The organism is Fibrobacter sp. UWH1, assembly GCF_002210365.1.
In the GTDB taxonomy this organism is placed as follows: Bacteria; Fibrobacterota; Fibrobacteria; order Fibrobacterales; family Fibrobacteraceae; genus Fibrobacter.
The window spans coordinates 38,797-50,247 of the sequence record NZ_MWQG01000026.1 but is presented as its reverse complement, the minus strand read 5'-3'; the positions used below and the strand labels follow the sequence as shown (position 1 = coordinate 50,247).

Here is an 11,451-nt window from a genome sequence, read left to right as displayed (position 1 = left end):
GCGAATGTCAACAAAAAAGGGTGGCGAAGCCACCCACACATGTTGATGAAGAGCCAAAATTTATCTAAAATTCCATCGTCGCTTCATAATTTCTACAAAAAAACATGCTGACTACTTTCAACATGGTTTGATCCAAAACATTACAGCAAATATTTCCTCGCCAGCGCCTCCACGGTGGCGGGGTTCAGCGGGCGTTCCTGATTTTCCATGGTGAAGATGAGGGTTTCGCCGGGGAAGATTCCGTTGGCGATGTAGGTCTCGAATTTTCCCAGAGTTTCTGCGATGTATTCGGAATCGTCCATTCGCCCGAAATGCTCCCAGATGAATTCACGGCGGGTGCGGAGATTGAGGTAGGTGAAATCCGGATGGAACGCTACAGTGCGGCGAGAGCTATCGTGTTTACGCGAGTTGCCTTGCCTGCAGAAGTTTTCGGATGGACTGCCTTGCAGATTGCGAGATCCGTCACCTTGCCTGCAGAAGTTTTCGGGTTGACGGCTCTGCATGCGGATGTCGTCGGGCGGATTGACCTGCGGGTTGCGTAATGCGGCGCCAGCAGGGTCTATTGCCGCAGCGACACCTCGCCCGCGGCTGTTTCTGCGGACTTTCAGCTGGTGCGGAAATTCATAGCGGTAAGGAATTTTCAGGCGGTCGAGGGTATCCGCGATGATGACCTCCGACTTGGAGCGGACCCGTTCCCCGCGGGAGGTTTCCAGCAGGGGCGCGTCAGCAGCCATCCCCTTCCCGCTGTACTTTACCGCAAGCCACTGCTCCGCATATTCCTCGTCGGGGAGATGCACTGACTGTACAAAATGCTGACGTTCTGGAGCAAGATTGCTGTAAACCGCATTGAGACGCTCCGGCTGATATTCCTTAAGAAACTTGTCCACTATGAAAAGTTCCCGCTGCAGTTCCTTGAGAGCGCATTTATCATAATCCTTCTGCGCCAAAGCTTTGATGGTCGCCACATCTGATTGGGGAATATAATCGCCAACAATATCGGCAGGACTTTTTACATGAAAGTAATGTACTAATTTTTTGCGACGGGCCATACGGAGACGCCCCTCTATTGATTTCCTCAAACGCTTATCAATTGTGGTAATTGCAGCAAGTAGCTCTTCCGCTTTTGCCTGAACAACAGACACCAGCTTATCCGGCGAAATCAATTCTTTAAATTGCATCTGCACTCCTTTTTTAGGGCATAAAAAAAAGACCGCCTCTGCGGTCCGCCGGCAAATTCCGGTTTTATGCAGGATGGCGATCTATGAACTATGCCTCAAATATACAAATAATTGGTGGTTCGGCCAATTTTGTTACCATGCAAAAGGACTTTTTGTCAAAATGGGTTACTAAATGGGTAATATAAAAGCATCTAGTAACCCGATTATTACTTTGTACGCAAACAAAAGTCTCAAAAAAGGAACGTCTTCTTAATTACCCATATCCCAAAGGTTACTAAAATAGGGATTTTCGGTTAGTTAGTAACCTGATTTCTAACTAAAACACAGTTTTGTAATTAATTTATTTGTAAAACAGGTTACTAAAAAGATGTTTTTTACCCGTTTAGTAACCTAATTTCGTGTTTCAGCCCCATCCAGCGACCAAATTTTCCCATCCAGCCCCTCCCCATGCGCCGCAGCGACCACACCTAGGTACAAAAAAGCCCGCAGCGTTTGAACTGCGGGCTTTTTTGCGACTTTCGACACGCTCGGGGCCTTTGCTAGATCCTTCGCGCCACAGGCGCTCAGGATGACACGCCGCACGCGACCCTCGATAAACCCGAGGGTTTCACCTTACTTAGTGAATGCGTCGTAAATAGCCTTGATGGCCTTGTTCATGTCGTCTTCATCCACACCGGTGATGATGTTGATCTGGGAAGAACCCTGGTCGATGATTCGGACGTTGACGCTGTTTTCTGCAAGGGCGGTGAAGAGCTTTGCAGCAACACCGATCTTGTTGGTCATGCCATGGCCAACGGTAGCGATAAGGCTGATGCCCTTGAAGATCTTGATGCGGTCCGGATGCATCTGCTGAGTGATGTCTTCCATGACCACATGTTCAACGGCTTCCAGCTTCTTGGTATCCACAACGATGCTCATGGAGTCGATGGCGCTGGGGCACAGTTCGTAGGAAAGGCCTTCGCTTTCGAGAACGGCGAGTACGCGGCGGCCGAAACCAACTTCCTTGTTCATCATGGACTTTTCGATGTAGATCATAGAGAAGCCCTTACGGCCAGCAACGCCGGTAATGGGAAGCTTGGTGGATTCCGGAGTGGGGCCGATGATGGTGCCGGCGTCTTCCGGGCGGTTGGTGTTGCGGATATTGATAGGAATCTTCTTGGCGCGGCAAGGAGCGATGGATTCGTCATGAAGGACGCTTGCGCCGGAGTAGGCCAGTTCGCGGATTTCGCGGTAGGACACGTATTCGATGGGCAGCGGATTTTCAACGATGCGGGGGTCAGCCATCAGCATGCCGGAAACGTCGGTCCAGTTTTCGTAGGTTTCTGCGTCGATGGCGTGAGCGAGAATTGCGCCGGTAATGTCGGAACCGCCACGGCTGAAGGTCTTCAGCTCGCCGCGGGTGTTGGAACCATAGAAGCCCGGAAGCACATAGAGCTTGTTTTCGTCGGAAAGGGCCTTGGCGATGGTTTCGTAGCTGGAGGGAAGAATGCGGTACTTTTCATCGAAAGTGATGATGGGGAAAGTATCCACGAATTCAGCGCCCAGATAGACGGACATGACGCGGGCGCTCAGGTATTCACCGCGGCTCACCAGGTAATCGGTGGTGATGGATTCAACGTCGTCGCGGAGCTGCTTTTCCAGGATGTCCAGGTCTTCGGCAACCTTGGGTTCGATACCCAGGTCGGAACAAATTTCCAGATAGCGGTTGCGGATCAAGTTCCAGGGTTCGGAGAAATCCAGGTGCTTGGAAGCCAGATCATAGGTGCTGTAGAGAAGGTCGGTCAGCTTGGTTTCCTTGGGATTGCGCTTGCCCGGGGCAGAAACCACAACCACTTTGCGCTTTGCGTCGGAGGAAACGATGTTCTTGATTTTCTTGAACTGACCAGCGTCGGCAACGGAGCTGCCGCCGAACTTACATACGATTCTAGACATTTTTATCCTTTGGACCACCAGACCTCTCGCCTTCGAACAGAACCGCTCAATCACGATTCACACCCCACCCGGGATGCCGCTCAAGACTACCCACCTGGCCAGCCCTATTTGTTTGTCTTTATGTGATGCGCCTCTACAAAATCAGCCGTATTTTCTGCGACTTTTGTAAAAAAATCAGCGCGGGCGTAAAAATAGTAATAAAGAGGGGTGCGTAAAAGGGAAAAACACGTGTATATCAATTATGAAGTACAAAAATTTGATGCTCATCGCCGCAAAATCCAACATGTCCGTACTCCTGCAAGGTGAATCCGGAGCCGGAAAGGAAGTTGCCGCCCGTTACATACACGACAACAGCCACCGAAAATCAGGCCCCTTTGTGGCCCTGAACTGTGGCGCCATCGCCAGGAATCTGGCCGAAAGCATTCTTGAAGGAGCTCGAAAGGGAGCCTTCACCGGAGCCACCGACCAACAGGGCGTCGTCCGCGCCGCCGAAGGGGGAACCCTGTTCCTAGATGAAATTGGGGAGATGCCGCTGGACACACAATGCAAACTGTTAAGAGTCCTGCAAGAAAAATCCGTTCTGCCCCTGGGGCAAACCCAGAGCATACCGGTAAACTTCAGGCTAATCTGCGCCACCAACCGCGACCTGAAAACTGAAGTGGCCGCCGGGCGTTTCCGTGAAGACCTTTATTTTAGGCTGAACGTTTTCCCGGTAAAAATTCCAGCCCTTAGAGAAAGGGATGACATCAGGGAGTTATCGCAAACCTTATGGGCTGACGCCCTAAAAGAAATATACCCCATCGAGAACGCCTATCACACCCATAATTCAAACGCCGAAGATGAACTGCTCTGCTCCCTGAACGAACAGGAACTACGGATTATTTCTCAAAAGCGTTGGCCCGGGAACGTCCGTCAGCTGAAAAACGTACTGCAACGCTACGCCCTGCTGAAACCCCACGGAATAACCTTATACGAAATCATCACCGATGAATACGACAACCAGGGATCCCTGCAAGATTCCGGGAAGAGTTTCACAACTCCAGTTTCCTTTGCAAGCACAAGGCCATACGCCACAGCCCCCAATTGGGGCACCATCTTCACGGAACTGCAAAACACCGGATGGAACAAATCCGTTGCCGCCAAGAACCTAGGAATCAGCCGCGGCTGCCTGGCCTATCAAATCAAGAAAAACGGAGGCCTAGAACTTTAGACCCACGGTAATGTAATGCTGGCCGCCTTCAAATGCCGGGCGGGGGCTGTAGCCGTAATCAAACACGATCATCCCGAAATTCAGGCCCAGACCGCAACTGATACCATCTTCGGTATCGGGACGGATGGCATAACCCATACGAAAACCCAGAATGTCGGCGTAATTAATTTCGCCGCCAAAAAGCCAATAAGGGTCCGTATCCGCACGACGGTATGCATCGGCAGAAGCATGGATATTCCAGTTTTCGGTAATGGGCAAAATACCGGTAATGCCAGCCTGCAACGCCATAGGAGCAGCCTCATCTTCGCCGTCATAATCGCCCATGTAGCCAAAGTTGGTCAAGGTCGCTGCAAAAGCCAGATACTTATTCACGCGGTAGGATCCGCCAATATCTCCAAGGAAGGCCACAGCGGATTCGTCGTCAATGGTCTGGGTCGCAAAGCGGGCGGACGCAGCCCAGTTGAAAACCTTACCGCGGCTACCGAGACCTGCCTGAATGCTCCAGGCGTAGGCTCCATAGCTAGAGGTTTCGTTGCCAAACTCATCACGCCCTTCGATATCCTCGTAACCCAGAAAATCCACCGTCATGGAGTAGGTCAAGGGCATCGTACCAAAACTAAAAGGCAGACCATAATAAGCCGATACAAAGTTGTCGGCGGAATTATCGTCAAACACCAGCTGGTTCACGCCGAACTCCGCATTTTCTACAGAGCTCATAGCCAGGGGATTGCGGCTCACTTCGGCCGCACGGGAAGCGTCGGCAACACCGGCACCAGACATAGCCGCACTGCGGGCAGACTCCTGCATCGAAAGATACTTCATAGAAACACCGCCCAAATCCACATTCCAATGTTCGCCGGCAAAGGCGGTGACAACTGTAGATAGGGTAAGCGTAGCAAGAAGTTTCTTCATCATGAGATTTAAGATACAAAAAAATGAGGAGGGCTGCAGGACAGAACCGCCAAACGATCAAAAGAATAAAGGTCAACTTAAACCTTTATCCTTTTATCTTTACCCTTTAACCTTTATGTTATTTACGCCAGCCTTCCATGACCTTGAGGCAGTCAGCCAGAAGTTCAGCGGAACGTTCCTTGCCTTCGGTTTCCACGTAGCAGCGGAATTCCGGGGCGTTGCCACTGGGACGCAGGTGAACGATGTCACCGGAATCAAATTCCATACGGTAGCCGTCCACTTCGTTAAGGGAGACCATCTTTCCGTGGAAGGGTGCGCCCTTGTTGAACTTGCTGGGCTTGGCGGCGAACTTGCCGAACAACTTTTCACCCAGCTTCTGTTCGCGGATTTCTGCAAGCTTGGCCTTGGAAATTTCGGTGGGGAATTCCTTGAGGCGGTCGCTGACAGTAAAGCGCTTGGGAAGCTTGCGGAGAAGATCTACCACGCACATCTTCTGTTCGCGAACCATGACCATGACAGCAATCATGGGGAGCAATGCATCGCGAGTGGGCAGAGCCTTCAGAGTGCGGGTAACGCCATCATAGGCGGTGCGCTTCAGATCGGTCTGCAGCAGGAAACCGCCGTTGGCTTCGTAACCGGCGACGGACACGCCGGCGGCAGCACTTGCTGCGGCGTCACCTTCCATAAGGCTTTCCATGCCGGCAATGACATAGGGGGAACCGATGCGGGTACGGCAAATCTTTTCGAAGCTTTCGGACTTTTCGAGGGAGGTGTTGCAGCTGACGGGAGTAGCGATGCGCTTGATGCCCAGAGCCTGGGATGCCAAAATACCCAGCACGTCACCGCGGAGCCACATGCCCACATCATCAGCCAGAAGCGGGCGGTCGCTATCGCCATCGGTACTGAACACGGCGTCCACATAATCCTTGTGGGTAAATTCGCGGGCCAGTTCTTCATCTTCGGGGCGGATCGCTTCGGTATCCACCGGAACAAAAACGTCACTGCGGCCGAAGGGCTTTACGCAGGCGCCCAGGCTTTCGAGAACGCGGACCACAATGTCGCGGCCAACAGCGGAATGCTGGTAGACGCCGATGGTCAAGCCCTGCAAAGCCTTTTCACCAAAGAATTCGGGATAACGCTTGCAGTAATTTTCTTCGGCTTCGGTTTCAACAGCGGGAAGTTCCGGAGCATTCTTCAACATGCCGGCAGCATCGAACAAAGCTTCGTCAAAATCAACAGACTGAGAAACAATGCCCTGTTCGTCGGCCTTTGTAATTTCGCCGTTGGGGTGGTTAAACTTGATACCGTTACGGTCGGCAGGAATGTGGGATCCTGTCACCATGATGGTGGGCAAGCTCTTATCAAGACCATAAAGTGCAATGGCAGGAGAAGGAATGCGACCGCAATAAGTCACCTTCCAGCCAGCATCCTGGCCGGCCTTCACCAGAGCCTGCAAAATGCGACCAGTACTTGGGCGAAGGTCTCCAGCAATAGCGATATTCTTTTCGCACTTGTAGCTAGCTTCGCAGTACTTGATAAAGGAGCGTGCATAAACATAGCACACACGGTCGGTCATTGCAGAAACCAGGCCGCGAGCACCACTGGTACCAAAGGCCACACCGGACTGTTTCATTACATCTTGCATTGCAACGGACATAAAAACCTCAATGGAAATTATACTTCCTAAAAATACCTTTTAACCAAAAATAGAAAAAATGATTAAGTTTATCTCCATGAACATCAGTAAGAAAATTTTTCTAGCCGCAATCAGCTTGTCATCAGCAACAATCTGGGCTCAAAATGCACCCGTTTTAACGCAGCAACCCTCTCAGGATAATTCAGCAGAAACCATCTTGCAATCGATGGACGGAGAATCTATCCAGCCCGCGGCACCGCAGGACTCCGAAATTCCTGCCCCCATCGTCTCCAGCGATACGTCAAATACATTTGCACCCATTGAAAGTTCCGAAATGGAGAATAATGCCGTTGCGGAACCTGCCCCTGAATATGTGGATCCCAACGCCCCCGTTCCTGTTAGCGAAAGTGCGGAACTTCTCCAGCCTATGCCCAAACCCGAGCCTATGCCCATGGAAGAGCCCAGCTATGTGGAGCCGGCAGGCATTTCCTTTATACCTACCGATTCGGCAGCAACCCAGACAGCACTTCAGCCCGTCGAAGAAATCCCTGCAGCCGAAGATCCAGAGTTAGACCAAACTGCAGAAAGTATCTGGGATACGACACCTGCCATGCCCCTGACACAACAGGAAGCAGAAAGTATCGCCGAGCAACCAGTCCAGGCAACTGCCGAAAAACACGTTCTGGATATTTTCCACGGCAGGGCCTACAACGCCGTCGGCAATGAAGCCGCAGCCGCCAACGTCGCCAGTGAAATTTCGACGCCCCACAAAATGCACAACCGCAAGTTCGTCTACATCGAACCTGTAGACGGATACGGTGTTGTAAGTTTCGGAGAAGGCAGCACATTCTTCCTGGCCTTTGACAACAACAAGACCAATGCCGCCAACTACAGCGAACTGGGCCTTGTTACCTTGGGCTACGCCGGGCAAAACTTCGGTTTCAGCCTAGAGGCCGCAACAGGGAAATCCTGGAGCTACATCGATAACGACATCGATTCCTCCAGCACGACATACAAGATTACCAATCCCGGCACTCAGTTCGGTGGAACAGCATCTGCAAATCTGGCCAACATCGACCTTGCATTAGGAGTGACCTACGCCAACCCCAACGGTTCCTATTTCATCAGCGAATTTGGCGAAGAACACGAAAAGGACGAATGGGCCCTGGGAGGAAAGCTAACCGTAGCTCATACCACAAGCAATGCCTTGTCCTGGTCCGTTAACCTGAACTTCCTTAGGTACAAGGCCAGCACTAGCAGCAAAACCGAATCCATATTCACAGAAAACGGCGAAACCTATAAGGCGACCTACAAGTCGACCGTTACCGATACCACGACCCGTGTAGAAGTCATTCCCGAATTTAATGTGGGCGCCCCCATTCTGCAGAACCAGAAAGCCCGCGTATTCCTTGGTCTGAATACAGCCGTTCCCCTGATTGCGTACGACCGAATCGATGGCGTTGTCAGCAGACATAACGAATATGGTTTGACCTTGACACCCAACGTCCTGGCAGAAGTGGCCCTGGGCCAGTACGTCATGGCATTCGGCAGCGTCAGCTATTGCTGGGACGTAGCAGACTATCGTGATTCCTACATCAACAACGTTTCTGTAAAGGCACTGGAAATGGAATCCGGAGAAACCACAGCCATTCTCGGCATGCGTCTCCAGTATGAATTTGCCGCCCTCGAAATGGCATTTACCAAACAGTTCCTGCAGAACCCCTTCGGCAGCTTCTCGGATCATGATGAAATTGCCATGTCCATTGGCGCATTCGTGAACTTCTAATCTTTTATGGAACCGATCCAGGATTCAGAAAAAGGAATGTTTAAAGTATTCTTGAAAGACACCGCCTTGGTACTGGAAGGTGGCGGTATGCGTGGAGCTTACTCCGCCGGCGTTCTTGACGCGTTGCTAGATGAAGGTTTAAAGTTTGGCGGCTACGCCGGAACCTCGGCAGGGGCAACCCACCTTTGCAATTACCTTTCGGAACAGCGGGATAGAAACTTCCGACTGGATACAGTCCATTCCAAGGACAAGCGCTACATGAGCTTCGGAAACTGGATTCGTACCGGCAACTACTTTGACCTGGAATTCTGCTACCATACAGTACCCGAAGTCATCGATCCTTTCGACTTTGACACCTTCAAGAAGAATGCCGCCGAATCAAAATTCTATGTGGCCGCAAGCAACGTGGAAACTGGTGGCGCCGAATACTTCCAGGTTCACGACTTGCGCCAGGATATGGATGCCATCCGTTCTTCCTCTTCGCTGCCGCTCATGAGCAGCCTGGTTCATTACCAGGGCAAGAAAATGTTTGACGGAAATATCGCCGACAGCATCCCCTTTGAATTCATGGACCGCACCGGCTATAAAAAGCAGGTTGTCATCACCACACGACACAAGGGTTACCAAAAAGAGGCGAACAGTTTTCTTCCCGTATACAAGATCGTCTACCGCAAGTATCCTAACTTCGTAAAGGCCGTTGGCGATCGACATATCCGTTACAACAAGAGCCTCGAAACTCTGGCCCAATGGGAAGCCAATGGAAAGGCTTTCGTTTTCCGCCCCGAAACAGACTTGAAAATCAGCCGCGTCGAAAAGGACACTTCAAAACTTGTAGCCCTTTATGAATTGGGTCTGAAAGACGGCCGCGAAAGAATGGCCGACCTGAAGGAATTTCTATCTTTATAGACATGGATAGAGCTCGTCGTCGTAAATTTGGCCAGAACTTTCTGGATGTTCCCACCGCCATCGCCATCGCAGGTGACCTGCCTGCCGAAAAGGGCGAAGCCGTTCTCGAGATCGGCCCCGGCCATGGCGCCCTGACAGAACACCTGCTGAACCGCGGCGTGGAACTGACAGCCGTCGAAATCGACGAACAGTGCGTGGCCGTGTTGAACGAAAAGTTCGGCGACCGCGAAAACTTCCATATCACCAACATCGACTTCTTGAAATTCGACTTGCAGGCCTTTCTGGATGCACACGAAAAGCCCTGGGTCACCGGCAACCTGCCCTACAATGTTTCTACGGCAATTATCGCAGGGCTCATGCCCCGACTGCATCTGACCAAGGGCTTTATGGGAATGGTGCAGCTGGAAGTTGCCGAACGCATTTGCGCTTCGCCCTGCAGCAGCAATTACGGCAGCCTTTCTGTTCTGGTATCCGCTTTCGCCAACACCCAGATCTTACGCAAGATCGGTCCCGAGCATTTTACACCGAAGCCCAACGTAGACAGCGCCACCATGCTGCTCACCCCCCGCGCAGACGCATTGCAGGCTCCCGAGGGATTCTTCGATTTCGTTCGTGCCGCCTTTACCCAGAAGCGTAAGACCTTGGCCAATTCCTTCGGTCGCGCCTACGACAAGAAGAAAATCCAGGAAGCCATCGAACTCCTGGATTATCCTACCACTGTCCGTGCCGAGGAACTTTCCCCCGAACAGTTCATGGAATTTTATAAAGTGATTGTCGGATAGCTTTTCCTAAAGCTTACTTTGCCTTGCAGGCCTTGTAAGAATCGGGATTTGCAGATAGATATCCCTTCACCAATTCACCGGATACCGTATACACAAGAGAGTCTACTCGGCTCTCCTGCGCAAATGCTGCAGTACCTTCGTTAATCATGGAAGCGGACCAGTTGGCGGATGAAAGCTTGCGTTCATCCATCCATTCCTGCCATTGATCATTGCGGTCTGCATCAGGCACGCCCTTTCCACTTGCATTTGCAGTACCCCATTCGCTAACAAACAGGGACAATCCCGCATTCATCGCTTCTTCGGCATTCCGTCCTTCGAGCTTGATGCTGTGGCTATTAGCGTAGTAATGGAATGTGTAGGCAATATTATGAAGTGAATCGGCGATCTCTTTTCCTATAGCCCAATTGGGCGACTGGTCCCACATGGGGTTACCCACAAGAATCAAATTGTCAGAATGCTTTCGAATGGTCGCGACGACGGTATCGCCATAAGCCTTCACCTGCTCCCAGACAATTCTGGTAGGCTCATTAAAAATTTCAAAAATCACATTGTTATACTGGCCGTATTTTTGAGCCATTTCGTCGAAGAAGGCGATAGCATCACTCAACTGCTTATGCGCACTATGGGAATGCCAGTCGATAATTACATAGATGTCATTCTTTATGGCCGCCTTAACAGCCTGATCGATCAATTCGCGCTGAGCATCCGGATCCAGCAAAAATCCCAATGTCCCGCCCCAATTTTCTTCGGTACCAATGGCGGCACGAATCACTTCGATTTTCATGTCGTTCACCATGGTCGTAATGCCGGTATCGGAATAAAACTTTGTAGCGGGTTTCAAAAGGCTCCAGTAAAGGCTCATGCCTCGTACCTGAACTTCGTTACCATCAGATACGCCCTTGCAACTGCCGTATATTCGGCCCTTGCCCTCGGAATTCACTCCGGCAACCAGCCTTCCATACTGACTGACAGGGCCGATTCTTTCGCCAATAGGTTCATCCAGCTTTTCATAGGAGACTTCAGTAACGTTCTCTCCGTTACAGCCCCATAAAGTCAGAATTCCAGCTAAAAACAGCCCTGATAAGCGCAGTAGTGACATTAATTTACTC

Annotated in this window: 9 protein-coding genes; 4 read left to right on the top strand and 5 right to left on the bottom strand. The window is 51.2% G+C overall.

Translation table 11 applies throughout. The features are described from left to right. Positions 1-140 precede the first annotated feature (140 nt). Entirely contained in the window at positions 141-1,178 is a 1,038-nt protein-coding gene (locus B7992_RS11775; protein WP_088666353.1) for a hypothetical protein, read from the bottom strand. Positions 1,179-1,790: 612 nt separating this feature from the next. Beyond that, positions 1,791-3,110, bottom strand: a complete 1,320-nt coding sequence (locus tag B7992_RS11765; protein ID WP_088666351.1) for an aspartate kinase — start codon at positions 3,108-3,110, stop codon at positions 1,791-1,793. A 241-nt stretch (positions 3,111-3,351) separates the two neighbouring features. Here B7992_RS11765 and B7992_RS11760 point away from each other — a divergent pair, with 241 nt between their 5' ends. Beyond that, positions 3,352-4,320, top strand: a complete 969-nt coding sequence (locus B7992_RS11760; protein WP_254917696.1) for a sigma 54-interacting transcriptional regulator — start codon at positions 3,352-3,354, stop codon at positions 4,318-4,320. Here B7992_RS11760 and B7992_RS11755 read toward each other — a convergent pair. Together B7992_RS11755 and B7992_RS11750 are read right to left on the bottom strand one after the other, a co-directional pair. Next, on the bottom strand, positions 4,309-5,235 hold the full coding sequence (locus B7992_RS11755; RefSeq protein ID WP_088666349.1) for a hypothetical protein: 927 nt from the start codon (positions 5,233-5,235) through the stop codon (positions 4,309-4,311). The genes B7992_RS11760 and B7992_RS11755 overlap by 12 nt on opposite strands. A gap of 115 nt (positions 5,236-5,350) precedes the next feature. Then, positions 5,351-6,889 (bottom strand): phosphomannomutase, encoded by a 1,539-nt coding sequence (locus B7992_RS11750; RefSeq protein ID WP_073161221.1) that lies wholly within the window; start codon positions 6,887-6,889, stop codon positions 5,351-5,353. A 58-nt stretch (positions 6,890-6,947) separates the two neighbouring features. Between B7992_RS11750 and B7992_RS11745 the strand changes: the two genes are divergently transcribed. Genes B7992_RS11745 through rsmA form a run of 3 tightly spaced genes read left to right on the top strand, consistent with a single transcriptional unit; the run spans position 6,948 to position 10,342 of the window. Beyond that, positions 6,948-8,654: a hypothetical protein gene (locus tag B7992_RS11745; RefSeq protein ID WP_141100456.1), complete on the top strand. Its 1,707-nt coding sequence runs from the start codon at positions 6,948-6,950 to the stop codon at positions 8,652-8,654. Positions 8,655-8,690: 36 nt separating this feature from the next. Further along, entirely contained in the window at positions 8,691-9,560 is an 870-nt protein-coding gene (locus tag B7992_RS11740; protein WP_073287241.1) for a patatin family protein, read from the top strand. Between the two features lie 2 nt (positions 9,561-9,562). Continuing rightward, positions 9,563-10,342, top strand: a complete 780-nt coding sequence (gene rsmA, locus B7992_RS11735) for a 16S rRNA (adenine(1518)-N(6)/adenine(1519)-N(6))-dimethyltransferase RsmA (RefSeq protein ID WP_073161224.1) — start codon at positions 9,563-9,565, stop codon at positions 10,340-10,342. A 13-nt stretch (positions 10,343-10,355) separates the two neighbouring features. Here the strand turns inward: rsmA and B7992_RS11730 are convergent, their stop codons facing one another. Next, entirely contained in the window at positions 10,356-11,441 is a 1,086-nt protein-coding gene (locus B7992_RS11730; RefSeq protein ID WP_073287238.1) for a glycoside hydrolase family 5 protein, read from the bottom strand. Between the last annotated feature and the right edge of the window lie 10 nt (positions 11,442-11,451).

What these genes read in the sequence shown, in the direction of transcription:
- B7992_RS11765 (WP_088666351.1), bottom strand. Translation starts at nt 3,110, where the DNA reads ATGTCTAGAATCGTATGTAAGTTCGGCGGCAGCTCCGTTGCCGACGCT.
- B7992_RS11775 (WP_088666353.1), bottom strand. Translation starts at nt 1,178, where the DNA reads ATGCAATTTAAAGAATTGATTTCGCCGGATAAGCTGGTGTCTGTTGTT.
- B7992_RS11730 (WP_073287238.1), bottom strand. Translation starts at nt 11,441, where the DNA reads ATGTCACTACTGCGCTTATCAGGGCTGTTTTTAGCTGGAATTCTGACT.
- B7992_RS11760 (WP_254917696.1), top strand. Translation starts at nt 3,352, where the DNA reads ATGAAGTACAAAAATTTGATGCTCATCGCCGCAAAATCCAACATGTCC.
- B7992_RS11755 (WP_088666349.1), bottom strand. Translation starts at nt 5,235, where the DNA reads ATGATGAAGAAACTTCTTGCTACGCTTACCCTATCTACAGTTGTCACC.
- B7992_RS11750 (WP_073161221.1), bottom strand. Translation starts at nt 6,889, where the DNA reads ATGTCCGTTGCAATGCAAGATGTAATGAAACAGTCCGGTGTGGCCTTT.
- B7992_RS11745 (WP_141100456.1), top strand. Translation starts at nt 6,948, where the DNA reads ATGATTAAGTTTATCTCCATGAACATCAGTAAGAAAATTTTTCTAGCC.
- rsmA (WP_073161224.1), top strand. Translation starts at nt 9,563, where the DNA reads ATGGATAGAGCTCGTCGTCGTAAATTTGGCCAGAACTTTCTGGATGTT.
- B7992_RS11740 (WP_073287241.1), top strand. Translation starts at nt 8,691, where the DNA reads ATGTTTAAAGTATTCTTGAAAGACACCGCCTTGGTACTGGAAGGTGGC.